Below are 24,123 nucleotides of genomic sequence, written 5' to 3'. Positions count from 1 at the left end.
TCGATTCGGATGATGGTGTCTTTCGCATTGATATCGGCGCGGACCTGTCGGCCCGGTTAACGGCGGCCGACCAGGATGGGAGGGCAGACATGGTGCGGTTGTTCGATCGGTTTCGGATTGTGACGGCGCTTCTCGCCTTGGTGGCCCTCCTGATGGCGCCGCCGGCGGGCGCCTTCGCCCAGCAGGCCCGCGCGCCGCAGCCGGGCGCCGGCACCAACTTCTCCTCGGAGGAACTGGTCAACGCCGGTAACGCCTTCTTCGGCGAGGTGTCGAGCGGGCTCGCGACCGTGATCGAGAAGGCCGTGGCGGACTACGGCCAGCCGAACGGCTACGTGCTCGGCCAGGAAGGCGGCGCCGCGCTCTTCGGCGGCCTGCGCTATGGCGAGGGCATGCTCTACACCCGCAACGCCGGCACGCACCGGGTCTACTGGCAGGGCCCTTCGCTCGGCCTCGACCTCGGCGCGGACGGCGCCCGCACCATGGTGCTGATCTACAATCTTCCGTCCGTGAACGCCCTCTTCAACCGCTACGGCGGCGTCGCCGGATCGGCCTATCTTGTGGGCGGTTTCGGCCTGACGGCGCTCAGGGCCGGCGACGTGACCCTGGTGCCGGTCCGCTCCGGGCTCGGCGCGCGGCTCGGCATCAACGTCGGCTATCTGAAGTTCACGCCGGAGCCGACCTGGAACCCGTTCTGAGCCGGCGCCGCCGCGGCCCGCTTGACCCGGCGCCGCCGTTGGGTCCAAGTGGCAGGAATGGCCCGGGCGCCCGGCTGGCGGCGCCCGGAGACCCGATGTCGTCACCGTCGGACCCGATGTGATCGAAAGCGCCCTCGTCTTCACGCTCGGTGCCCTGGCGGCCGGGCTGATCGCCCTCCTGGTCTTTCCGGCCTTCACCCGCCGTGCGGCCCGCCTCGCCCGCAAGGAGGCCGAGGCGCGCCTGCCCCGCTCGCTGAACGAGATCGCCGCCGCCAAGGACGCCGTGCGCGCCCTGTTCGCCGCCCGCACGGCCCGGGTGGAGGCGGAATCCGCCATGCTGCGCGAGAGGCTGACCGAGGAGCGGATGGCCCGCGCCGAGGAGAGCCTGCAGGTGAGCGCGGCGCGCGCCGAGGTCCAGTCGCTGACCACCGCCCTTCGCGAGACCGAGGAGCGCTTCGCGGCGCTCCACGCCCAGTTGCGCGACCGGGAGGAGGCCGTCGCCCGCCTGACGGTGGAGCGGCGCGACCTGGAGCGCCGCTACTCGGCCCTCCTGCAGCGCGCCCGCGCCGCCGAGACCCGCGTCGCCGAGGCCGAGCAGGTCATCAACACGCTCCGGACGCAGATGCCCGAGATGGGCTGGAGCGACACGGACGAGGCCTTCGCGGCGCCCGCCGACGACTACGTGGACGTGGACTATGCGGAGCTCGACGAGCGCCCGCGGCCGGCGGACGCGCAGGCCGCGCCGGCGCTTTCGCCCGCCGCGCCGGAGCGGCGGGACCGGGGCTTCGACCCCGTGCCCCTCCGGCCGGCGCAAGCCGCCGGGCCGGCGGAGGCGAGCGGGAGCGTCTCGGCCGATGGACCGGTGACGACCTATGGATCGGCGCTTCGGCCCGACGACGCGCCCCGGATGCCGGTGTCCGCGTCGGCGGCGCTCGCCACCGATACGGGCGTGGCGGGAATCGAGCCCGCCCGGCCGACCCGGCTGGAGGCGACCGTGGACTGGTCTGAGCGCATCGACGAACTCGCCCGCCGGATCCGCCGGTTCCGGACGGCGGCTGCGCCGACCGGGTCGCCGGCGGACGAAGCCGCCGACGCCGGTCCGGCGACCGCCGGCTCGCCGCCCGCCCCGGCCCCGTCGGACGTCGAGCGGCCCGAGGCCGGGCCGGCCGCCGCCGTGCCGGCGAGCGAACGCCAGGACGCCTGACGGCGCCGAGGCGCTCGCGTCAGGATATCCGGCCTCTGGTCAGGAGTTCTGCTCCATGGCCGACACGAGCGCATCGGCGTTGTGGCGCATCATGTCGATATAGGTGGCACCCGGCTCGCCCGCAGGCGACAGGGCGTCCGAATAGAGCGCGCCGCCGATGCGGGCCCCGCTTTCGCGGGCGATCTGGTCCAGAAGGCGCGGATCGGAGACGTTCTCCACGAAGAGGACCTTGACGCCGGTCTCCCGCACCTGGCGGACGAGGCGCGCCACATCCGACGCCGACGCCTCGCTCTCGGTGGAGACGCCCTGCGGGGCGAGGAAACGGACGCCGTAGGCGGCCGCGAAGTATCCGAAGGCGTCGTGGCTGGTGATCACCCGCCTCTTCTCGGACGGGATCGCGGCGATGCGCGCCTTCACGTCCTTCTCCAGGGCGTCGAGCTCCGCCGTATAGGTCGCCGCGTTGGCGCGGAAGCCGTCGCAGCCGGAGGCATCGACGCCGCAGAGGCCGTCCGTCACCGCCTCAACGTAGAGCTTCGCGTTGGCGATGCTCTGCCAGGCGTGCGGGTCGAGGCCGCCATGATGATCGTCGTGCCCGTCCGCCTGCGCCTCCTCGTGGTCGTGCTCGGCCTCGGCGTGAGCCTCCCCGTGCGCGTGTCCGGCCTCGGCGTGCGCCTCGCCATGGCCGTGACCATCGGCATGGGCGGCCTCGCCGTGGCCGTGCTCCTCCTCCTCCTCGCCGCCCGCGATGGGCGTCACGGCGGCGGCGGCGGTGACGACCGGGCCCTTGTACTCGGCGGCGGTGAGAAGGCGATCGAGGAAGCCCTCAAAGCCGAGGCCGTTCACCACCACGAGATCGGCGCCGAGCAGGGAGCGGGCGTCCGCCGGGGTGGGCTGATAGACGTGGGCGTCGCCGTTCGGCCCCACCAGCGTGGTGACCTCGACACGGTCGCCGCCGACGCGGGAGACCATGTCGCCGAGGATGGAGAAGGTGGCCACCACCTTCAGCGGTTCGGCGGCGGCGGTCCCGGAGGCGAGCGCCAGGAGGGCGGCGGAGGCGAGAAGCGTTGTCACGCGCATGAGGGATCTCCCGTTGGATAGGAACGGATCGGTGGTCATCCCGCCCGGTGCGGCGCCGGGATCAGCCGCGGCACCACGCCGCCGACCGGGCCGAACAGGACGGAGACCAGGTAGATGACGCCGGCGACCAGGATAATGGCGGGGCCGGACGGCAGATTGGCGTGGTAGGACAGGAGGAGGCCGGCGACGCACGCGACGGCCGCCACCAGGATGGCCACGGCGCAGAGCGCCCCCACGTCCCGCGCCCAGAAGCGGCTGGTGGCGGCCGGCAGCATCATGATGCCGACGGCGAGGAGCGTGCCGAGCGCCTGGAAGCCGGCGACGAGATTGAGCACCACCAGCACCATGAAGATCATGTGGATGGTCGCTCCCGCGCCGCTGACGACCCGGAGGTAGCCCGGATCCACGCATTCCACCACGAGCGGCCGCCAGACGACCGCCAGCGCCACCAGCGTGACCGACGCGATCGCGGCGATGAACTGGAGCGCCGCGTCGTCGAGCGCCAGCACGGTGCCGAAGAGCACGTGCATGAGGTCGACCGACGAGCCCTTCCAGGACACGATGAGGACGCCGAGGGCGAGCGATATGAGATAGAAGGCCGCGAGGCTGGCGTCCTCCCTCAGCACCGTGACGCGGGCGACCAGGGAGGTGAGCAGCGCCACCAGGAGGCCCGCCCCGATGCCGCCGACCGTCATGGCGAAGAGGTCGAGGCCGGAGATGAGGAACCCGATCGCCGCCCCCGGCAGGATGGCGTGCGCCATGGCGTCGCCGGTGAGGCTCATGCGCCGGAGGGTGAGGAAGACGCCGATCGGCGCCGCCCCGGCGGACAGCACCAGGCTGCCGACGAGCGCCCGGCGCATGAAGCCGAACTCCACGAACGGCGCGAACAGGAAATCCCAGGCAGTCACGGCGCGTCCTCGTGCCGGCAGATCGGGGCGTGGTCGTCCCAGGCCTCCGTCATGGCCCGGGTCGAGCGCAGCGCGTCGGCGGTGATCACGGTCCGGGTGTCGCCCCAGGCGACCACCCGGCGGGCGATCAGCATCGTGGTGGGGAAGTGATCGCGCACCTGGTGGAGGTCGTGGAGGACGGTGACCACCGTGCGCCCTTCCGCGTGCCAGCCGAGCACGAGGCCGAGAAGGGCCTCCGACGTGGCGTCGTCGAGCGCCGTGAAGGGCTCGTCGAGGAGGATGAGCGGCGAATCCTGCAGGATGAGGCGGGCGAACAGCACCCGCTGCACCTGCCCGCCGGACAGGGTGTCGAGGGTGCGGCGCTCGAAGCCGGCGAGGCCGACCGTCGCCAGCGCCCCGGCGACCGCCTCGTCCGCGCGGCGATCGAAGCCGCCGAAGAGACCCACCGACCGCCAGAGGCCCATGGCGATGAAGTCGAACACCGGGATCGGGAAGGACCGGTCGATTTCGGACTGCTGCGGCAGATAGGCGACCCGCCGGCGCGGGCAGCCCTCCACCCGGATCTCGCCGTCGAGCGGCGGCAGGAGGCCCGCGATGGCCTTGAGGAGCGTGGACTTGCCGGCGCCGTTCGGCCCGATCACCGCCACCAGGCTGCCCGGCTCGATGCCACCGTTCACATGATGGATGGCCGGGTGCCGGTCGTAGCCGACGGTGGCGTTGCGGAAGCGGATCGCCGCCTTGCGCGGGTCCGCGACCGACTGACGCATCAGGGACATGGACGGCCTCATCCGATCACCGAAAGGGTGGCGCTCCACACCGCCGCGACCAGGACGCCGGCGATCGCCAGCCGCCCCGGAAGTCCGAACCGGATCAGGGACGGGCGCACCAGGATGGCGCGCACCGGGCCGGCCGCGAACGAGGAGCGGATCGCGGCGCCGTGGGAGAGCGCGGGTCGGGAGGGAACCGTCTCGGCGTGCCCTTGGGCGTGCCGGTGATGGTCGTGCGGATGGCGGTCGTGGGAGTGATGGTCGTGCGGATGGTGGTCGTGCGGATGGCGGTCGTGCGCCTGATGGGCGTGGCCGTTCGTGCCGTGATCGTGCGTTTCGGGGTCGTGAGGGGGGTGGTCGTGCGCCCCGAGACCGTGAGCGGCATCCCGCTGGTCCTGGACGTCCCGGCCGTGGTCGTGCGCGACTGAAGCGATATCCATCGATGCGATCCCGTCCTGCCGACGCCGCGACGCGGATCATGCCGCGCGAAGCGGCCCCGCGCGCCCGTCCGGCCCTCGGTCCAGGAAAACCCGGTTCCCGGCGTCACTCGCCTGTTGATGTAACTTTATAACATTACGCTGTCAACACAACCTGAGATTGCGTCCAACCGACAGGTTTGTCCGGCCGCTGATATACGTAGAAATCGTTATGAGCGCCTCGATCGGCTCTCCTTCGAAAATGCAGATTTGATTTCGTCGGATCTTTTAATAGTAGTGGGAATAAGGTGATCACCCGGCCGTTTTGCTTCCGGAGACACCAGAGATCGGGATGAGCGGTCGTCAAGCTCCGTTCATATCGCTCTGCAAATCGCGGGATTAGCTCTGAAAACGCGCTCCAACGCCGACGACCGGCCGGTTGGCTTGAAGTCGGACAGACGGGTGACGTTGCGCAATCGACAGGGGCGATTAATTGTCGTATTTAATGTTCATATGCCACATGGCATCGACTCTTCGCGATGGCGTCACCCAAATGCCTGATGCGATCCACAACCGCCCTGCCCCAGCCCGCCTCAATTACCGGACATAAAGTGCATACGAAACTAGCGTCCGAGAGCGACTCGACCGCATCCAGCTCCATGCCGTTGGATCGTCCCAGCCTCATGACGGCGCTTCTGCGCGCCCGCGAGGCGGTGATGAGACAGCTCCGTCCGGCTCTCCGTCAGCATGGGCTGACCGAGCAGCAGTGGCGTGTGCTCAGCCAGCTTCTCGCAGCCAATGAAATCGCCGCGTCCGAGCTCGCCGCGGCCACGTGCCTGCGCGCCTCGTCGCTGTCGCGGATCATCAAGGATCTGGAGCAGCGCGGCTACATCGGCCGCCGTGCCCAGCTGGAGGACCTCCGCCGCACCATGGTGTCCATCACGGACCGCGGCCGGCGCACCATGCAGGCGATCGAGCCGGCGACCGCGGAGGTCTATGCCAGCATCGCCGAGCGCTTCGGCGACGAGCGGATCGACCTGATGATCCAGCTCTCGGTGGACCTCGTCACCTCGCTGGTCGGCAACGCCGCGCTGGTGCCGGAGGAGAACGGCGACGACTGACCGGCCGGGCGCCGACCATCGCGTCATCGGTGCCACAGGAATTCTGCAACGGAATCGTCGAGACAGGGCCGGATCGCCGCGAGGCGGCCCGGCTTTTTGGTGTCCGTCGCGGACGAGCGCTCAGGTCACGGCGCGGGGATCGGAGGCCGGGTCCGGCGGCGGGGCGGTCATCAGCACCTTGTCGATGCGCCGGCCGTCCATGTCGACCACCTCGAACGTCCAGCCCGCCCAGGAGATCACGTCGCCCGTGTTCGGGATCGCCTTGGAGACGGAGAGCACGAAGCCCGCCAGCGTCTCGTAGTCCCGGTCCGGATCGTCGAGCGCCTGGCAGGCGAGCTTGTCGGCCACGAGGTCCACCGGCAGGTCCGCGTCCACCAGCCAGGAGCCGTCGGAGCGGCGGACGATCGCGCTCGGCTGTTCGTCCTCGTCGGCCGCAAGGCTGCCGACGATGGCCTCCAGGATGTCGGCCGCCGTCACGATCCCCTCCACGGAGCCGTACTCGTCCACCACGATCGCCATGTGGACGGGCGCCCGGCGGAGGAGTTCGAGCACGCTGAGGGCGGGCGCGGAATCCGGCACCACCTCCACGGCCTTCATGGCCCGCTCCAGGTCGATCCCCTCGCCGGAGAGGTGGCTGTCGAGCAGGTCCTTGGCCTGGACGATGCCCTGCACCGTGTCGATCTCGCCGCGATAGACCGGATAGCGGGAATGGGTGGACCCGGTCAGCACCTCAATGACGCGCTCGTGGTCCCAGTCGAGATCGAGGCCGACCACATCGCGGCGCGGCGTCATGATGGCCCGGATGGAGCGGTCGCTGAACCGCATCACGCCGGCCATCAGCTCCTTCTCCTCCGGTTCCAGGATGCCGGTCTTGGTGCCCTCCGCGATCACGGCCCGGATCTCCTCCTCGGTCACCGACTGGTCGGCCGAGGTGTTCAGCCGCAGAAGCGCCAGCACCAGCCGGGACGAGAGGTCGAGCACGAAGACGATCGGCGCCGCGGCGATCGCCACCACCGCCATGGGCCCGGCCACGATCGCGGCGACGCCCTCCGGATTGGAGAGCGCGATCTGCTTCGGGACGAGTTCGCCGACGATCAGCGACGCGTAGGTGATCGAGCCGACCACGATGGCGATCGACAGGGCGTTGGCGGCGGACGACGACAGGCCCTGCTCCGCCAGCCAGGCGCCGAGCGGCTCGGCGAGCGTGGCGCCCGAGTAGGCGCCGGCCAGGATGCCCACGAGGGTGATGCCGATCTGGACCGAGGACAGGAAGCGGCCCGGATCGGACGCGAGGCGCAGCGCGGTCCGGGCGCCGCGGCTGCCCTGGGCGGCCATCGTCTCCAGCCGGGTCCGCCGGGAGGACACCACCGCCAGTTCCGACATGGCGAACCAGCCGTTGATGACCAGCAGCACGACCACGATACCGATCTCGAACACGTAGGACATCGTCTTTCCGTTCAGGCCAGCGCGTTGCGGATCAGGAAGATCCCGATCTTCACGAATCCATAGACGACGCTCGAGGCGATGATCACGCTCCCGGCGGCCGCCACGATCCCGACGGCCGCCATCAGGCCATCGTACTCGATCATCGCGAGAGCGATGAAACAGATCGCCAGCGCCGGCAGAAGATTGGCGAGCGGAATCGGCAGGGTCAGGATCACCGCCATCATGAGCGCGATGGCGGCGAGCACCCGTTCGCCGTTCGGGCTGACGAGAACGCGCAGCCGGGGTCTCAGCAGCCGCTCGACCCGCTTCAGCCAGGGTTCCGCCTGGACGACGAAGCGGCGGAAGTCCTCCGTCGCGATGGACCGGTCGCCGAGCACCTTCGGGAACCACGGCCGCGGCCGCCCCATCACCTGCTGGGCCGCAACGAGGACGAGCGGCACGCCGAGGATGGCCGTGACGCCCGGAACCGGGTTGGGGATCGCGTTCGGGATCGCGAAGATCAGAAGGATGAGGCCGTAGACCCGATCGCCCAGCATGTCGACGATGTCGGCGAGCCGGACCCGATCGGAAGCCCACGTTGCGGCGAAATCATTGAGAAGGGTGGAGGCCGAAGGCGGACGCTTCGGCTCGATGAAGGGTGGCGGTTCGCCGAAAGGCACGGAGTGGGAAGGTCCTCGACCCAGTCGTTGCGGACGCGCCCTTATAGCGAAGGCCGGGCGCAAGCAAAAGCATACCGTCAACCCGACGTGGCCGGCCACGGTTCCCGCGCCCGCCGGGCGGGGGGATCGGCCGGCGGCGCGTACCAGCGCGCGCCGGCGCGCTTGCGGCCAACCGTGCGGCCCTGCCAAAGTCCACCCCGGAAGGACGGTCGGCGACCGGTCGGGAATTCATGCGCATCTTGCTGGTGGAGGACGCGGAGGATCTGGGGCACGCGGTGGCACGGCACCTGACCCGGGCCGGCCACGCGGTCGACTGGGCGCGCGACGGCGGCGACGGCGGCCACCTGCTCGCCAGCGCCGACTATGACGCCGTGCTCCTAGACCTCTCGCTTCCGGGCGTCAGCGGCACCGATCTCCTCGCCCGGCTGCGGGCCGCGGGCCGGCGCGAGCCCGTGATCGTGCTGACCGCGCGCGGCGACATGGACGACAAGCTGCGCCACTTCCAGCTCGGCGCCGACGACTACCTGGTGAAGCCGTTCGACCTTCGCGAGCTGGACGCCCGCCTGGAGGCCCTGCAGCGCCGGCGGCACGGCCTCGGCGCCGGACCGCTCGTGCTCGGCAACATGGCCTTCGACGCGGGCGGCCGGCGGGTGAGCGTGGACGACCGGCTCGTGGACCTGTCGGCGCGGGAGTACCGGCTGCTCGAATACTTCGTCCACGGACGGGGGCGCATCCTCTCCAAGGAACAGATCCTGGACCAGCTGTTCAACCTGGACGGCGAGAGCGGCCACAACGCGGTGGAGCTCTCCGTGTCGCGCCTGCGCCGCAAGCTGGAGGGCTCCACCTTCGAGATCCGCACCATTCGCGGCCTCGGCTACGTGGCCGAGGTGCGCCGTGACTGAGCCCGCCGCCTATTCCATCGGCCGCCGGCTCGCCCTCTGGGGCGCCCTGTCGGTGGCGACCTTCCTGACGGTGATCGCCGCCATCGTGGTGGGCTTCGCCGAGCGGGCGGCGGACGGCGCCTACGACCGGCTCCTGATCGCGTCCGCCCTGTCGGTGGCGGATGCGATCCAGATCGCCGACGGCTCGGTCACCGTGGACGTGCCGACGACGGCCTTCTCCATGCTGGCGATCGGCAAGACGGATCGGGTCTTCCACCGGGTGTTCGACGACACCGGCGCGACCGTGACCGGTTATGCGGACCTCGACGTGGCGCTCCGCTTCCCGCGCGGCAGCGACGTGGCGACCGCCGACGGCGTGTTCCGCGGCTTCCCGGTGCGCGTCGCCGCCAACCGCCGGCTCATCACCGTGGAGGGCCGGCCGCGCTGGGTGACGGTGGCCATGGCGGAGACGCGGGAAAGCCGCGAGATGCTCGCCGCCGAGATCCGGACCTACGCGATGGTGCCGCTGATCGTGGTCGGGATCGCGGCGATCGTCATGATCCCGCTCTCCATCCGCCAGGTGCTGCGGCCGGTGGCGGCGCTGGAACGGGCGCTGGAGGCGCGGGGCAGCGCCGACCTCGGCCCGCTCGGCCTCGCCGGCGTGCCGACCGAGATCGCGCCGCTCGTCCGCACGCTCGACCATTTCGTCGACCGTCTGCGCACCACCCTGGAGCGCAACCGCGACTTCCTGGCGGAGGCGGCCCACCAGATCCGCACGCCGCTCGCCAGCCTCATGTCCATGGCCGAGGTGGCGAGCACGGAGACCGACCCGTCGGAGTTGCGCGACCAGGTGCGCCGGATCCGCCGCAACGCCGAGGTGGCCACCCGGATCACCAACCAGCTTCTCGCCGACGCGGCGGTCGCCAATCGCCTCGTGCTCGGGCGGGGGGAACCCGTGCGGCTGGACCGGCTGGCGGCGGAAACGGTGAACGACGCCTACGCCTATTCGGCCGACCGGTCGATCCGCTTCGACGTGGCGGAGGACGCCGAGGGCGCCGTGGTGAGCGGCGACCCGGTGGCGCTCAGGGAAGCGATCCGCAACCTCCTCGACAACGCCCTCGCCTATGCGCCGCCGAGCGAGCGCGTCGACGTGACCGTGCGGCGGACGGACGACGGCCACTGCGTGGAGGTGATCGACCGCGGGCCGGGCATTCCGGACGCCGACAAGGCGCGCGTCCTCGGCCGGTTCGAGCGCGGCGCCGATCGGTCCGGAGCCGGATCGGGGCTCGGGCTCGCCATCGTGGCCCGGGTGGCGGCCGCCCATGGCGGCCGCGTATCGCTTCGCGACCGGCCGGGAGGCGGGCTCGTCGCCGCCATCCACCTGCCGGCCCGACCGGTGCCGGGCGGCCCCGCGCGGGACGGGGCCGCGCCGTCTCAGCGGTAGACGTGGACGATGCGCCGGGTGTTCGGGTCGACGAGCACGCGCTGGCCGTTCACATAGGCATAGCGGTACTCGTACTCCGGCACCGGGGCGAGCTGCACGGTCTCCGGCACGCCGGCGCCGACCACGACCTCGCCTTCCAGGTAGACCGGCTCGGTCTGCTGCTCGGTCACGTAGGTGCGCACGCGCTCCGGGGGATCGACCGTGCCGCCGAGGGTCGCGCCCGCCACGCCGCCGATTGCGGCGCCCACCGGGCCGCCGATCAGTGCGCCGGTGATGGCGCCGCCCGCCGCGCCGGTGACGGCGCCTGTGGAGCCGCTCGCCGACGTGGTGGTGCTGCTGGTCACGTAGCGGTCGCGCTGGCTGTAGAAGGGCTGCTGGCGATAGTTCTCGTCCCAGTAGACCTGGGTGTCGTAGTTGGCGGTCGGCACCTGCACGCGGCCGGCGACCTCCGGGATGGCCATGCGCTGGCCGCCCACCTCGGCGGCGAGATAGGTGGCGTAGGCCCAGCCACGCGTGCCGTTCCAGACCACGTCGCACCAGAGCCCGCTCGGCGTGCAGCCGAGGATCTGCACGGCGCCGTTCGCGTCGATCGCCGTCACCACGGGATATTCCGGCCCCGGGCCCGCCCGGAGGTTGAGATCGGTGGTCGCATAGGCGACCTGCGCCTGCGTCGCCTGGCCCTGCACAACCTGCGGAGAGGTCGTCTGGGCCAGGGCGCCGCCCGAGGCGAGCACGGTGCCCGCCAGGACGGCGACGGCGAGTGATACGGTCTTGGTCATGACAACCCTCGAAGTCCGCGCCCCCGCGCACCGGATGAACGCCGCCCGGACAAGGGGTGTTCCGGCGCTCATGCCGGCAGGGTGAACACGTCCGCCTTCACGGTGAAGCGGTCCGGGTCGGCCCGCTCCGGCCCCGGGGCGTCGTAGAGCACGATGAGGGACCGGCGCTCCGGGTCCGGCCAGAGGTCGAGGCCCTCGGGGTGGTCGGTGTCGTGCTCGTAGGGGAGTTCGGCCAGAACCTCGATCCGATCCGGCGGCACCACGCCGGACGCGTCGTCCTCCGTCACGCCGCGCCAGCGGATCACGTAGGCCTGCCCGTCGAGCGACATGGTCGGGCCGACGAGGAGCAGCATGTCGTCGCCGCAGAGGCGCATGTCACGGATGCCGAGCCCGCGAGTGTCGATCAGGTGCTTGTGGAAATGGCGCGCGCCGTCCACCCGCCTGCCCTTGAGATGACCCTTGCGCCCTTCCGTGAGCTGGAGGTCGAGCACGACCGCATGGCCCCGGAGCACCGGCCCGCGCAGCCCCACCCACACCCGGTCGCCGCGGACGGCGAGGCCTTCGGCGTCGAAGCCGTTCTCCTTGGAGGGAATGTCCAGGAAGGGCGCCAGATGGTCGTCCTCGGCAATCCACCGGAGAAGCCGACTGCGGCGCCGGCCGACCTTCAGCCAGGCGGCCCGGCGGTCGCCGTCCGCCTCCACCAGGCGCCAGAGGCCGGCCCCCTCCTCCACGAGCGGGACGCGGCCGAGGAAGGAGCGGTTCGGCTCGCGCTCGGTCGCCCGCATCCGCTTCATGGCCTTCTCGCGGCCGTGCTTCTCCACCTCCGGCTTGCAGCGCTTGGCCGCGTGCGAGCCGAGGATCCAGAGATAGCCGTCCGAGGCGCAGAGCCCCTCGATGTCCATCTCGCCATCGCCTCCCGCCGGCAGGCGCACCAGGTCGTCGAGCGGCACGTGCTTGTGGTCGCCGAACGAACCGTCCCCGGTGCGGCGCAGCCGTTCCACGCTGGCGGTCTCGTCGCAGGCGACGAACAGGGTGTCGCCGACGAGGGCCACGGCGGACAGGTCCTTGTGGAGCGGATCGTCCACATGGCGGAGCGGCCGCCAATCGGAAAAGACGAGGTCGATCTGGCGGGTCGGCGTGGCTGCGGGCATGGGATCTTCCTCCGGTCGTCACCGTCGCGCGCGAGCGCTGACGTGAACGGCGCCGCCATGGCCGATGTTCCTCGCCGACGGCCCGCCGGACCGTCGTCGTCCCGGCAGGACCCTTGCCGTTTCGACCGGGAGCCCTGGCAGGTTCTGCGCCGTCGCGCCGCATCGCCGCATGGCGGCCCTGTCGAGAACGGTCGGGTCGCGGCCGCCCGAGTCGGCTAGAGTGGCCATCCTCCCGGAGTTCCTCATGTCCCTTCCTCTGCCGCTGCTCGCCCTGGCGGCCGGTGCCTTCGGCATCGGCACCACCGAATTCGTCATCATGGGTCTCCTGCCCCAGGTGGCCGCCGATCTCGGCGTCACCATCCCGGAGGCCGGCCTCCTGGTCACCGGCTACGCGGTCGGCGTGGTGGTCGGCGCGCCGCTCCTGGCGATCCTGACCGCGCGCCTGCCGCGCAAGGGCACGCTCCTCGGCCTGATGGCGCTGTTCGTCGCCGGCAACCTCTTCTGCGCGATCGCGCCCGGCTACTGGAGCCTGCTCGCCGCCCGGGTGCTGACGGCCTTCGCCCACGCGGCCTATTTCGGAATCGGCGCGGTGGTGGCGGCGAGCCTGGTGCCGGCCGACCGGCGCGCCCAGGCCATGGCCCTGATGTTCATGGGCCTGACGGTCGCCAATATCCTGGGCGTGCCCGGCGGCACGGCCCTCGGGCAGGCGTTCGGCTGGCGCGCCACCTTCGTGGCGGTGGCGGCGATCGGCGTCGTCGCCTTCGCGGGCGTCGCGCTCTTCGTGCCGCGCGCCTTGAAGACGCCGGAGGGCGACGTGCTGAAGGAGTTCCGGGTGCTGCGGGACCCGCAGGTCCTCCTCGGCATGACCATGAGCGCGGTCTCGGCGGCCGCCTTCTTCTGCACCTTCACCTACGTGTCGCCCATCCTGCGGGAGGTGACCGGTCTGTCCGAGGAGGCGGTGACGGCCGCGCTCTTCCTCTACGGCTTCGGCCTCACCGCCGGAAACTGGATCGGCGGCCGCATCGCCGATTGGGACGTGCACCGGGCGATCATGGGCGTGTTCACGGCGGTGGGCCTGACCATGGCGGTCTTCCTCTTCACCGCCCATTCGGTGCCGCTCGCCTACGCGACCCTGTTCGTCTGGGGAATCGTGTCGTTCGCGGCGGTCGCGCCGCTGCAGATGCTGGTGGTGGACAGCGCCCGGGCGGCGCCGAACCTCGCCTCCACGCTGAACCAGGGCGCCTTCAACGTGGGCTGCGCCAGCGGCGCCTGGTTCGGCGCGCTCGCACTCGACGGCGGGCTCGGGCTCGACCGCCTGCCGCTCGTCGGCGTCGCGCTCACGGCGGTCGGCCTCGCGCTCTCGGTCGCCACCTGGCGCAGCGCCCGGGCCGAGCCGGTCGCGGCGGAGTGAGCCGGCCCGATCGCAGCCCGACATGACAAGGCTCCGGTCCGTCGCCGGACCGGAGCCTTCACGTCGTTCTTCGGATCGCCCGGTCAGACCGACGGGGCGGGCACGGACATGGGCGGTACGCGGGTGTCGTCCTGGACGCCCAGATCGCGGCAGGCCTGGTCCCAATGTTCGGCGGCGCGGCCGTCGGGACGGCCCTCCTCCTCCCAGATCTCGTAGGCGCGCTTCTGCACCCGTTCTTCCGTTTCCTCGTCCATGGGTCGTCTCCTTGATCGATGGGCGGTTCGGGATGCAAACCGGCCGGCCCGAGCCTTGTTCCTTTGCCGGTCCCGTGCCGTCACCTGGCCGCGAGGGCACCGCCGCGGCTGGCGAAATAGGCGGCCACCGCCTCCAGGTCCTCGTCCTTCAGCTCGTGCACGGCCGCCGTCATCAGGCGGGCGTAGGGAGAGCCGCCGCGCTCGCCCTCCCGGAACAGGCTGAGCTGACGGGCGAGATAGTCGCGATGCTGGCCGTCGAGCCGCGGGAAGTGGACGTCTCGGGGCCTGCCCTCGCCATGGCAGGAGAGGCAGGCCGGCACCCCGTCGATCGGGACGCCCGCCTCGGCGATCACCCGGCCGCGCTCCACCTCGCCCGGGTTCGCATCCAATGCCGGCTGGGGCCGAGCGGGGGTCTGCGAGGCGTAGTGCTCCGCCAGCCGGTCGAGGGTCTCCACCGAGAGGTCGGCGACGGCGCCCTGCATGAAGCCGCTCGCGCGCTCGCCCGCCGCGTAGGCCCGGAGCGAGGCCGCCAGGTAGACGGGCTTCTGGCCGCCGATCACCGGGATGCGGTCGCTGCGGCCGGCGCCGTCCGTGCCGTGGCAGCGGGCGCAGTCGCCGAGCGCCCGATCGAAGGCGGCGTCGCCGGAGACGGGGGTCGTGCCCGCCTCCCCGTAGGCGAGCGTCCGGTAGGTGGCCTCGTCCATGTCCGGCAGGCGGTCGAGGAAGGCCACCATGGCCCAGACCTCGTCGGGCCGCTTCAGGCTGGGCCAGGCCGGCATGCCGGAGTATTTCACGCCATGCTCCACGATCCGGTGGAGTTCCTTGTCGGTCCAGTCCACGTGCGCCAGCCACTCGTGCAGCGCCGGCGGCGGCGGCGTCATCGCCTCGGCGATCTGGGACTGGGGCTCGCCGGGAGCCGCGTGACACCAGGCGCAGCCCTGGGCGTAGTGACCGGCGGCCGCCGGCAGCAGGGCCGGATCATCGAGAGGCGGCGGCGTCTCCACCGTGGCGAGCGCGTAGGTGCGCACGGAGTTCTGCATCACCCAGTGCAGGAACCAGTTGGTGATCGGCCAGTGGCCGGTGCTCGCCGCCACGTTGAAGAGGCCGGACCAGGCGAACAGCATGCCGGCGGCCGCAAGGGCGAGAACCGCGAGCACGGCCCGCCGCACGGTGAGGATCATGGGCGTCTCCCGGTGAGGACGGCGGCCTCGGCGGCCGGGCGGTCGGGCTCTCCGTCGGCGAGGAGCCGGCGCATCAGCCCGACGCCGCCGGCGAGGTAGACGGCCGCGCCGACGAGAAGCATCACGACGCCGCCGATGGTCTGGTCGTCCACCGCCTCGAGCGTCAGCCCCAGGCAGGTGACCACGCCCTCGCCGTAGAGCGGCCGGGGCGTGAGCGCGAGAAGGGCGCCGAGGAGCGTCATGTGGACGGAGGTGAGGAGGAGGCCGAAGGCGCCCGCCGCCGCCCGCTTCGGCCCCTCGCCGGCCCGGTGACCGACGCACGAGAACCAGAGCGCGAGGCCGACGAGGAGGAAGCTCGCCTGCTCCAGAACGAGAGCGGCGGCGGACCCGTCCGCGAACGCCCGCGCCGCCGGCGCATGCCAGCCCCAGACGACGACGAGTTCCGCAAGCGAGATCGGGACCGGCGCGAAGACGGCCGGCCAGCGCGCCGACGGATCCGCCGGCCCGCCGGCGAGCCCGACCGCGATCAGCGGCGCCGCCACCGCCACCACGCCCATGTGGGCGATCATGTGGGCGGCGAAGGATTCGCCGTCGCGCGTCAGCAGCGGCCCGCCCCAGACGGCGGCGAGCACCACGAGGCCGGCGATGAGGGCGACACGCTTCACCAGGTGCACTCCGGGATGAAGGCGGCCGGGAGCGCCACGAAGATCACCGAGACGGCGCTGAGCGCGGCAAGAAGCAGGGTGGCGTAGCCGAGGAAGCGGCGCCGGTCCTCCTCCGTGTCGTCCGCGTGGGGCGGCTCGTACCGGCCGAAGCCCCAGACCCGCCAGGCGTGGTAGCTCGCATAGGCGATGGCCGCGAGCGCCAGGACGGTCATCACCCCGATGCCGATGCGGGCGGTGAGATAGATCGCGTCTTCGTGGGTGGTCTTGGCGCACGCGATCGCCGCCCAGACGTAGGAGGCGGTGAAATGGATGGCCCAGACCGCCGGCGGCCCGATCAGGGGCCAGAGCGTCTCGTTGCGGCCGCCGTGGATGAACATCGCGTCCCCTCCTTCAGCCGACCACGGGGAAGAGGCCGACGACGCCGAAGGTCACCACGGCCGTGATGGCCATGAAGTGCCAGTAGAGGGCGACGTTCGCCATGTCGATGTCCCACTCCCGGGTCAGCCGGCCGGCGAGGCTGCGGGCGAGGCAGTAGAGAAGCATGATCACCGCGACGCCCGCGTGGACCACCGCCCAGATCACCAGGATCCAGACGATCGCCGGATAAACGTCGCTGGTCGGATCGAGGTTCGTCGTCCACGGCCCCCAGAGGCCGGCCGCTCCGCCCGCCACGGTGAGGACCGTCGCGACGGCGAGCGAGAGGCGCACCGCCCCGGCGCGGCCGGCAGTGTTGAGCCGCCGCGCGGCGAGCGTCGCCGCCCAGGCGGCGACCAGGAGGCCCATCGCCACCATGGGCCAGAGCACGCCCGGCCCCGCTCCCTCGGGGACGAAGTCGGCATGGATGGTCCAGTAGAAGAAATAGCCGAACACCAGGCTCGCGAAGGCGGTGGCGTCGCCCACCATGGTGATGAACATGGCCCACCAGCCGATCGAAGCCGGCCCCGACCGGTAGATGGGCAGGACGAGCCCGTGGCCGACGTGCTTCTCGGTCTTCTCCGGGATCACGGACGTGCCCGTCCACAGCCAGTAGATCAGCGCCGCCAGGAAGGCGACGCAGAACACCAGGGTGGTGATCCAGAGCTTGAACGTGGCCGCGATGAAGACGCCGCCGAGGGTGAACGCCGCCACCATGGGGACGACGGCGTTGCCCGGCACGCGCAGGCACTGGATCGGCTCGGCGTCGAGCACGGAGGTTACCAGCGTCTCGCGCTTGCCCTCCTCCGCGTCCGGCAGCAGGCCGCGCCCCTCGTCCACGTCGCGGATGAGGTCCGGCTGGTCCCAGAGCGGATAGCGGCTCTTGATGAAGGGCACGGACCGGACGCCCCAGGACTCGCCCGGCATGCCGATGAGCCATTCCAGGGTGCCGGCGTTCCAGGGATTGCGCGCCGCGTAGGGCTCGCGGCCTTTCGGCCGCACCACGTCGTAGACGACCACCAGCACGCCCGCCGCGAAGATGAAGGCCCCGACGGTGGAGACGAGGTTCAGCCAGTCCCAGCCGAGCCCGTCCGCATAGGTGAACACCCGGCGCGGCATGCCCCTCAGCCCGGTGAGGTGCATGGGCAGGAATCCCACGTTGAACCCGACGAACATCAGCCAGAAGCCGATCTTGCCGAGGCGCATGGAGAGCATCTTCCCCGACACGAGCGGGTAGAAGTAGTAGATGCCCGCGGTGATCGGGAACAGCATGCCGCCGATCAGCACGTAGTGCAGGTGCGCCACCACGAAATAGGTGTCGTGGGCCTGCCAGTCGAACGGCGCGAGCGCCACCATGACGCCGGTGAGCCCGCCGATGACGAAGATGGCGAGACCGCCGGTGGCGAACAGCATCGGCACCGCGAAGATGACCCGGCCGGCGAGCAGGGTGGCGATGAAGACGAAGATCTGCACGCCCGTCGGGATCACCACCGCCTCGGACGCCGCTGAGAAGAAGGCGAGCGAGATGGTCGGCAGGCCGGTGGCGAACATGTGGTGGACCCAGAGCCCGAAGCTCAGGAACCCGGTGCCGACCGCCGCGAGCACGATCCACGAATAGCCGACGATCGGCCGCTGGGCGAAGGTCGGCACGATCATGGCGATGAGGGCGATCGCCGGCAGGAAGACAATGTAGACCTCCGGGTGGCCGAAGATCCAGAACAGGTGCTGCCAGAGCAGCGGATCGCCCCGCCGCTCCGGGTCGAAGAACGGCCAGTCGAACATCCGCTCCATCTCGAACAGGATGTCGCCGGCGATGAGCGGCGGGAAGGCGAACAGGATCATCCCGGCCACGATCAGGATGTACCAGGCGAACAGCGGGATGAGGTTGATCCGCATGCCCGGCGGCCGGCACTTCAGCGTGCCGACGATCAGCTCCACCGCCGCCGCGATGGACGCCACCTCGATGAAGGAGAGGCCGAGGAGCCAGATGTCCGCCCCGATGCCCGACTGCTTCTCGTCGGTGGCGAGCGGCGGGTACATGAACCAGCCGGTGTTCGGCGCCGCGTTGAAGAAGATGGACCCGCACACGAACACGCCGCCAAGGACGAAGCTCCAGAAGCCGAAGGCGGAGAGACGCGGGAACGGCAGGTCCCGCGCGCCCAGCATCTGCGGCAGGATCACGATGGCCACCGCCTCGAAGATCGGCACGGAGAACAGGAACATCATCACCGTGCCGTGCAGGGTGAAGGCCTGGTTGTAGAAGTCCGCCGAGACGAGGTCGTTTTCGGGCACCGCCAGCTGCGCCCGCATGATGAGCGCGAGGACGCCGGCGAACAGCATGAAGGCGAAGGCCGTGGCCGTGTACCAGACGCCCACCTCGGTGTTGTTGACCGCCGTCCAGTAGTGCCAGCCGGAGGGCGTCTCCCAGGCCTTGCGCAGGCGCACCTCCTGGGTGCGGCGCCGCTCCAGGTCGGCCGGGCTGTCGCGCTCCGGGAGGGTCGGCCGCGCCTCGATGTCGCTCGTCGGGGCGGTCATTTCAGGTCTCCCAGGAAGCGGGCCAGGGTCTCGATCTCGGCCGGCGGCAGCATGTCGTAGCCGGGCATGCGCACGCCCGGCTTCACGGCGTCCGGGTTCCTGAGGAAGCGCTCCCGCGAGGCCTGGTCGTTCGGCAGGGTCGCCGCCGCGATGGTCGGCCGCGACCCGACATGGGTGAGGTCCGGCCCCACGCCGCCGCGCGCCTCGGTGCCCCGGATGGCATGGCAGGCGGCGCAGCCCTTCTCCAGAAAGAGCCGGAGCCCCTCCCCGGAGGTCACCGCCGCCGGCCGGGCCTCGGCGGCCGCGAGCGCGGCGTGCTCCTGCGGCGGCACGGCGCGCACGGTGAACGCCATCAGGGCGTGGCTCTCGCCGCAGAACTCCGCGCAGACGCCCCGGTAGACGCCCGGCCGGTCGGCCCTCAGCGTGATGCGGTTGGTGCGGCCGGGGATCATGTCGATCTTGCCGGCGAGCGCCGGGATCCAGAAGGAGTGGATCACGTCCGGCGAGGTGAGGGTCAGGTCCACCCGCTGGCCGACGGGCACGATCAGCTCGTTGGCGCTCTCCACCGGGCCGCCCGGCCCCTCCATGCGCACCCGCCACCAGTACTGCTCGGCGGTCACGTGCCCCTTCACGCCTCCCTCGGCCATCGCTTCCCGCGTCCAGGGACGGAGGTCCGGCATCAGCCAGAGCGCGTAGGCCAGAAGGGCCGCGAGGATCAGCGTCGGCACGACGGCGCCGCCCCAGAGGATCAGCCGCTGGCCGGTCTCCTCGCTGAGGGTGCGCTGCTTGAAGCCGCCCGCATAGACCGCGAGCGCGATCACGGCGAGCCAGATGACGGCGCCGCCGATCGTCATCACGAAAAAGAGATGGGCCACGGTCTCGGCTTCGCGCCCGGCCGGGTCGAGGGCCGACTGCGGGCCGCTGCATCCGGCCGCCGCAAGGCAAAGGGCCAGGGGCAAGGTCCGACGGGCGGCCGTCTGGGTCGCGGAGAGCAGTGGTGTCACGAAACGATCCGGTGCGCGATGGGCCGACAAGCGGGCCCGCGACGACAAAGGGGCGCGGCTTCCGCTCAAGGTGGCTCTGGGTCGAACGGCGGGGACGCGATTCTGTTCCGACCGGATCGCCCGCTCCGGCCCGCGGCGCACGCCGGGCCGTCCAAGCCACCACCTTCTGGTCAGCGATCACAAATCACAGATCCGGGAAGTATTCCCGCCAAGCGACAGCGGGAGCTCGGCATGATTCAAAAATATTTCATAGGAACAAGCGATCCGGAAGGCTGTTCAACCGGCGGTGTCAGGCCACGAAAAGGAGCAGAACGATGTTCTACACAGACGGAAAACTGCAGTATCCGGTACGGGTCGAACGTCCGAACCCGAATTTCGCACGCGCCCTTCAGCAGGCGATCGGCGGCGTGGAAGGTGAGATCCGCGTGGCCATGCAGTACATGTTCCAGGCGTTCGGCGCCCGCGGGCCGGCCAAGTACCGCGACATGCTGCTGAACACGGCCACGGAGGAGCTCGGCCACATCGAGATGCTGGCGACCGCCGTGGCGCTCAACCTGGAGAACGCGCCCCTGTCGATCAAGGAGGACGTTTCCAAGGACGCCATCGGCGGCGCGGTGCTGAACGGCGTCGACTTCCGTCACATCCTGTCGACCGGCCTCGCGGCCCTTCCGTCCGATGCCAACGGCGTTCCGTTCGACGCGTCGCACGTCTATGCGTCGGGCAACCTCGCCGCCGACATGGTGGCGAACGTCACGGCGGAATCCTCCGGCCGCGTGCTCGCCGTGCGTCTCTACAACATGACCGACGATCCGGGCATGAAGGACATGCTGTCCTTCCTGATCGCCCGCGACACCATGCACCAGCAGCAGTGGCTGGCGGCCATCGAGGACATGGGCGGCATGGCGGCGTCGCTGCCGATCCCGAACAGCTTCCCGCAGGCCCAGGAGAACACCGAATTCTCCTACGTCTACCTCGGCCACATGGTGGACGGCTCGATCCCGGAAGGCCGCTGGACCAACGGCTCGAGCCTCGACGGCAAGGGGCAGTTCACCGCGCAGGTCTCCCAGCCGCTCGGCGAGAAGCCCTCGCTCGCCCCGGCCCGTCCGGACGGCGGCGCCCAGAGCGAGCAGACCTCCAAGTCCGGCATGGGCGGCGTGATCGGCGCCGTGGAAGGCGCCATCGAGCGCAATCTCTGATCCGCATCGGATTCATGATGGAAGGGCGGCGGACCGCGACCGGTTCGCCGCCCTTTTCCCTGCCCCCCTGCGACGCCATGCGCGCCGCACATGCCCGGTTTGCCGGCTTTCCGACGTGACGCTCGGCGGAAAGTGCGCTAACCGACGGCGATCCTGGGCGGCTCCCGCGAAAAGCCAGATCCCCGCCCGTCCCATTTCGCGCCGGACCCTGGCCGAGACCGGCGCTTGAACGCCCGTCCGCTTCGGTCTAAGTGTCCGCCGACCTGTCCGCAGCGAGCGTCCGATGAGCAATTTCTTCGAGGAACGCGTCCTCTCCGTCCACCACTGGACCGACCGTCTCTTCAGCTTCACCACCACCCGCGATCCGGGCTTCCGGTTCCTCAACGGCCAGTTCGTGATGATCGGCCTGATGGTGGACGGCAAGCCGCTCCTGCGCGCCTACTCCATCGTGTCGGCCAACTACGAGGAGCACCTGGAGTTCTTCTCCATCAAGGTGCAGAACGGCCCGCTCACCTCGCGCCTCCAGCACCTGAAGGTGGGCGACACCATCGTGGTCGGCCGCAAGGCCACCGGCACCCTGGTGCAGGACAACCTCGTCCCCGGCCGCAACCTCTATCTCCTCTCCACCGGCACCGGCCTCGCGCCTTTCCTCAGCGTCATCAAGGACCCGGAGGCCTATGCCCGCTACGAGAAGGTGATCCTGGTGCACGGCACCCGGACGGTGGCCGAGCTCGCCTACGAGGACCGCATCAAGGTGGAGCTGCCCGAGGACGAGTTCATCGGCGAAGACGTGCGCGCGAAGCTCCTCTACTACCCGACGGTCACCCGCGAGCCCTTCATCAACCAGGGCCGCATCCCGGCGCTCCTGGAGACCGGCCAGATCCAGGCCGACCTGCAGATCGAGCCGCTCGACCGGGAGCACGACCGGGTGATGATCTGCGGCAGCCCGGAGATGCTGAAGGACACGGTGGCGCTTCTGGAAGCCCGCGGCTTCCAGGAAGGCAACACCGGCGAGCCGGGCGACTACGTGGTCGAGAAGGCGTTCGTGCAGAAATGAGCCGGCGACCGCCGGCCTTGGCAACGGCGTCCGCCCCGTCTATCTCTCCGGCCGCTTGAACCGGAGACGTCATCCCATGTCCGATACCCCGCCCGACCGCCTCTCCAACGACCCCGACAGCCCCTTCTACGACGCCGACCTGCTGCAGCGGGGCGTGGGCATCCGCTTCAAGGGCCAGGAGAAGACCAACGTGGAGGAGTATTGCGTCAGCGAAGGCTGGATCCGCGTGGCGGCCGGCGCCGCCAAGGATCGCAAGGGACGGCCGCTGACCCTGAAGCTCAAGGGCGAGGTGGAGCCCTATTTCCGCGACGAATGACGGGCCTCGCGGCGGCTAGCGCCTGCGCAGCCGCCGCACGACGGCGATGGCCCACCGGCGCACCAGCCGCGGCAGATCCGGCGCAACGTCGCCCACCGGCCGGGCCGCAGGAGCCGGACCGGACGACGGCGGCTCCGGACCCTCGGCCAGCCCGTCGGCGGGCGTCGGACCGCTTTCGACGGCAGCTTCCGTCGAGGCGGTTACCGGCTCCGGGTCGACCAGGACCGCCCCGGTGGTCTCCACGGCCTTTGCCGCGCCCGCCTCGTCCGGGCGATCCGCCGGGCGGGCCGCGTCGAGAGCCGACGAACCGGACGGCGGGGCCGTCCAGCCCTCGCCCGTCGTCACGACCTCCGGCCGGTGTCCGGCGGACGGATCCGAACCGCCCGCGACCGCCGATTCGCTCGACATGCCCGCCTGCGGGACCGCACGCGCTCGTCCCGCGCCGCGTTGAGCGGGACGGCGGGCCCGAGCCGGCGACAGGTCCGCCAGGGTGGCGGGCGGCGGCGCGTCGGCCGTCGCCGTCGGCGGGTCTTCCACCGGAAGCAGTCCCCACACGTGCGCCGCCGCCACGGTGGCGGACACGCCCGCGTCCAGGAAGAAGGGCGCGGGCTCGGCCGCGAACGGGCCGGTGAAGCTTGCCGGCGTGCCGTGGCCGAGGCTCTCGATCCGGTGGTCGCGCACCCGCGCGCGCCCGTCGGCCGCCCACGTCCGCCGCACCATGCGGCCGTGACGCTGCTCCTCGGCCGGAGGGGTGTTCGACAGGCCGTGGAGGTCCAGCCACTGGGCGACGAGCGCGTCGGCGTTGGAGGGATGCACCGTCCGGTCGTCGGTGCCGTGCCAGATGTCCACCACGGGCCAGGCGGTCCGGTCGCCGGAGACGGCCCGCACGCGCCCTCCCCAGTCGTCCGCCGGATCCACGCCGTCCATCATGGCGCTGAAGGCCTGGGAAACGCTCGTCGCCGCCCCGAACGGCAGGCCCGCGATGACGGCGCCACCGGCGAACAGCTCCGGATGGAGCGCCATCAGGGTGGCCGTCATGGCGCCGCCGGCGGACAGGCCGGCGATGTAGACGCGCCTGTCGTCGGCCTGGTGCCGCTCCACCGCCGAGACGATCATCTGGCGGATCGACTCCGCCTCGCCGGCGCCCCGGCGGGTGTCGGTCGGCTTGAACCAGGAGAAGCACAGGCGGCGGTTGTTGGCGCTCACCTGTTCCGGATAGAGCACCACGAAGCCGCCGGCGTCCGCGAGGTCCGACCAGCGGGAGCCCTGGTCGTAGATCGCCGCGCTCTGCCGGCAGCCGTGCAGGACCACCACCACCGCCGGCCGCTCGGCGCGCCGCGCGGGCACGTATTCCACGAGCCGCAGGCCGCCCGGGTTCGCGCCGAACGCCTCCACCGCCGCGAGTCGCCCGGTCCGGGCCGCCGGTTCCGGACCGTCGCCATCAAGGGATTGGAAGCGCCGGCGACCCCGGTCGAGGTCGCGGAGGGTCTTGCCGAGGGAGGCCATGCGTCTGTCCCGAGCCCAAGCGGCGGTGCCACTCAT

Annotated in this window: 24 protein-coding genes; 9 read left to right on the top strand and 15 right to left on the bottom strand. The window is 71.1% G+C overall.

Translation table 11 applies throughout. From position 1 onward, the window contains the following. The first annotated feature begins 89 nt into the window (after window positions 1–89). Together HND91_RS11530 and HND91_RS11525 are read left to right on the top strand one after the other, a co-directional pair. Complete coding sequence (locus tag HND91_RS11530) at window positions 90–695, top strand: DUF1134 domain-containing protein (RefSeq protein WP_181706707.1); 606 nt, start codon at window positions 90–92, stop codon at window positions 693–695. A 118-nt stretch (window positions 696–813) separates the two neighbouring features. Further along, window positions 814–1,899: a hypothetical protein gene (locus HND91_RS11525; protein WP_181706706.1), complete on the top strand. Its 1,086-nt coding sequence runs from the start codon at window positions 814–816 to the stop codon at window positions 1,897–1,899. A gap of 39 nt (window positions 1,900–1,938) precedes the next feature. Here HND91_RS11525 and HND91_RS11520 read toward each other — a convergent pair whose 3' ends face one another. The 4 genes from HND91_RS11520 to HND91_RS11505 are packed head-to-tail and all read right to left on the bottom strand — an operon-like array spanning window position 1,939 to window position 5,091. After that, window positions 1,939–2,976 (bottom strand): metal ABC transporter substrate-binding protein, encoded by a 1,038-nt coding sequence (locus HND91_RS11520; protein ID WP_181706705.1) that lies wholly within the window; start codon window positions 2,974–2,976, stop codon window positions 1,939–1,941. Between the two features lie 35 nt (window positions 2,977–3,011). After that, window positions 3,012–3,836: a metal ABC transporter permease gene (locus HND91_RS11515; RefSeq protein ID WP_181706818.1), complete on the bottom strand. Its 825-nt coding sequence runs from the start codon at window positions 3,834–3,836 to the stop codon at window positions 3,012–3,014. A 44-nt stretch (window positions 3,837–3,880) separates the two neighbouring features. Continuing rightward, window positions 3,881–4,660, bottom strand: coding sequence for a zinc ABC transporter ATP-binding protein AztA (gene aztA, locus HND91_RS11510; RefSeq protein WP_246329420.1), 780 nt, complete (start codon window positions 4,658–4,660; stop codon window positions 3,881–3,883). Window positions 4,661–4,668: 8 nt separating this feature from the next. Next, window positions 4,669–5,091 carry a hypothetical protein gene (locus HND91_RS11505; protein ID WP_181706704.1) on the bottom strand — a complete coding sequence of 141 codons (423 nt, stop codon included), beginning with the start codon at window positions 5,089–5,091 and terminating at the stop codon, window positions 4,669–4,671. Window positions 5,092–5,606: 515 nt separating this feature from the next. Here HND91_RS11505 and hpaR point away from each other — a divergent pair. Beyond that, window positions 5,607–6,188, top strand: coding sequence for a homoprotocatechuate degradation operon regulator HpaR (hpaR, locus tag HND91_RS11500; protein ID WP_343057315.1), 582 nt, complete (start codon window positions 5,607–5,609; stop codon window positions 6,186–6,188). A 120-nt stretch (window positions 6,189–6,308) separates the two neighbouring features. Here hpaR and HND91_RS11495 read toward each other — a convergent pair whose 3' ends face one another. Next, window positions 6,309–7,634, bottom strand: coding sequence for a hemolysin family protein (locus HND91_RS11495; protein ID WP_181706702.1), 1,326 nt, complete (start codon window positions 7,632–7,634; stop codon window positions 6,309–6,311). Window positions 7,635–7,645: 11 nt separating this feature from the next. Next, window positions 7,646–8,293: an exopolysaccharide biosynthesis protein gene (locus tag HND91_RS11490; protein ID WP_181706701.1), complete on the bottom strand. Its 648-nt coding sequence runs from the start codon at window positions 8,291–8,293 to the stop codon at window positions 7,646–7,648. A gap of 230 nt (window positions 8,294–8,523) precedes the next feature. On the opposite strand from HND91_RS11490, the gene HND91_RS11485 reads away from it, so the two are divergent. Then, complete coding sequence (locus HND91_RS11485) at window positions 8,524–9,195, top strand: response regulator transcription factor (RefSeq protein ID WP_181706700.1); 672 nt, start codon at window positions 8,524–8,526, stop codon at window positions 9,193–9,195. Continuing rightward, window positions 9,188–10,618 carry a sensor histidine kinase N-terminal domain-containing protein gene (locus HND91_RS11480; RefSeq protein ID WP_181706699.1) on the top strand — a complete coding sequence of 477 codons (1,431 nt, stop codon included), beginning with the start codon at window positions 9,188–9,190 and terminating at the stop codon, window positions 10,616–10,618. Before HND91_RS11485 ends, HND91_RS11480 begins: the two co-directional genes overlap by 8 nt. Here HND91_RS11480 and HND91_RS11475 read toward each other — a convergent pair. Both HND91_RS11475 and HND91_RS11470 read right to left on the bottom strand, forming a co-directional pair. Then, window positions 10,609–11,397, bottom strand: coding sequence for a DUF1236 domain-containing protein (locus HND91_RS11475; RefSeq protein WP_181706698.1), 789 nt, complete (start codon window positions 11,395–11,397; stop codon window positions 10,609–10,611). The genes HND91_RS11480 and HND91_RS11475 overlap by 10 nt on opposite strands. A gap of 68 nt (window positions 11,398–11,465) precedes the next feature. Then, on the bottom strand, window positions 11,466–12,548 hold the full coding sequence (locus tag HND91_RS11470) for a DUF3616 domain-containing protein (protein WP_181706697.1): 1,083 nt from the start codon (window positions 12,546–12,548) through the stop codon (window positions 11,466–11,468). A gap of 244 nt (window positions 12,549–12,792) precedes the next feature. On the opposite strand from HND91_RS11470, the gene HND91_RS11465 reads away from it, so the two are divergent. Then, window positions 12,793–13,959 carry an MFS transporter gene (locus tag HND91_RS11465; protein ID WP_181706696.1) on the top strand — a complete coding sequence of 389 codons (1,167 nt, stop codon included), beginning with the start codon at window positions 12,793–12,795 and terminating at the stop codon, window positions 13,957–13,959. 83 nt (window positions 13,960–14,042) lie between these two features. On the opposite strand, the gene HND91_RS11460 is transcribed toward HND91_RS11465, so the two are convergent. The 6 genes from HND91_RS11460 to coxB form a co-directional block, all read right to left on the bottom strand. Continuing rightward, window positions 14,043–14,213: a DUF2934 domain-containing protein gene (locus HND91_RS11460; RefSeq protein WP_181706695.1), complete on the bottom strand. Its 171-nt coding sequence runs from the start codon at window positions 14,211–14,213 to the stop codon at window positions 14,043–14,045. An 80-nt stretch (window positions 14,214–14,293) separates the two neighbouring features. Continuing rightward, window positions 14,294–15,394: a c-type cytochrome gene (locus HND91_RS11455; RefSeq protein ID WP_181706694.1), complete on the bottom strand. Its 1,101-nt coding sequence runs from the start codon at window positions 15,392–15,394 to the stop codon at window positions 14,294–14,296. Further along, window positions 15,391–16,059, bottom strand: coding sequence for a cytochrome c oxidase assembly protein (locus HND91_RS11450; protein WP_181706693.1), 669 nt, complete (start codon window positions 16,057–16,059; stop codon window positions 15,391–15,393). Before HND91_RS11450 ends, HND91_RS11455 begins: the two co-directional genes overlap by 4 nt. Next, on the bottom strand, window positions 16,056–16,436 hold the full coding sequence (locus HND91_RS11445; protein WP_181706692.1) for a hypothetical protein: 381 nt from the start codon (window positions 16,434–16,436) through the stop codon (window positions 16,056–16,058). Before HND91_RS11445 ends, HND91_RS11450 begins: the two co-directional genes overlap by 4 nt. Window positions 16,437–16,449: 13 nt before the next feature. Next, a complete protein-coding gene (ctaD, locus tag HND91_RS11440) occupies window positions 16,450–19,008 on the bottom strand; it encodes a cytochrome c oxidase subunit I (RefSeq protein WP_181706691.1) in 2,559 nt (852 codons plus the stop codon). Continuing rightward, window positions 19,005–20,012, bottom strand: a complete 1,008-nt coding sequence (gene coxB / locus HND91_RS11435) for a cytochrome c oxidase subunit II (protein ID WP_343057311.1) — start codon at window positions 20,010–20,012, stop codon at window positions 19,005–19,007. The genes ctaD and coxB overlap by 4 nt, the downstream gene beginning before the upstream one ends. A gap of 314 nt (window positions 20,013–20,326) precedes the next feature. Here coxB and HND91_RS11430 point away from each other — a divergent pair, with 314 nt between their 5' ends. The 3 genes from HND91_RS11430 (at window position 20,327) to HND91_RS11420 (ending at window position 22,581) form a co-directional block, all read left to right on the top strand. Then, on the top strand, window positions 20,327–21,208 hold the full coding sequence (locus HND91_RS11430; protein ID WP_181706690.1) for a manganese catalase family protein: 882 nt from the start codon (window positions 20,327–20,329) through the stop codon (window positions 21,206–21,208). A 283-nt stretch (window positions 21,209–21,491) separates the two neighbouring features. After that, window positions 21,492–22,265 (top strand): ferredoxin--NADP reductase, encoded by a 774-nt coding sequence (locus HND91_RS11425; protein ID WP_181706689.1) that lies wholly within the window; start codon window positions 21,492–21,494, stop codon window positions 22,263–22,265. A 76-nt stretch (window positions 22,266–22,341) separates the two neighbouring features. After that, window positions 22,342–22,581, top strand: a complete 240-nt coding sequence (locus HND91_RS11420) for a DUF3297 family protein (protein WP_181706688.1) — start codon at window positions 22,342–22,344, stop codon at window positions 22,579–22,581. Window positions 22,582–22,596: 15 nt separating this feature from the next. Here HND91_RS11420 and HND91_RS11415 read toward each other — a convergent pair whose 3' ends face one another. Then, window positions 22,597–24,087, bottom strand: a complete 1,491-nt coding sequence (locus tag HND91_RS11415) for an extracellular catalytic domain type 1 short-chain-length polyhydroxyalkanoate depolymerase (RefSeq protein ID WP_181706687.1) — start codon at window positions 24,085–24,087, stop codon at window positions 22,597–22,599. Window positions 24,088–24,123: the final 36 nt, after the last annotated feature.

The sequence above is a fragment of the Chthonobacter rhizosphaerae genome (assembly GCF_013839525.1).
GTDB classification, from domain to species: Bacteria; Pseudomonadota; Alphaproteobacteria; order Rhizobiales; family Pleomorphomonadaceae; genus Chthonobacter; species Chthonobacter rhizosphaerae.
This window is presented reverse-complemented; position numbering and strand designations above follow the sequence as displayed.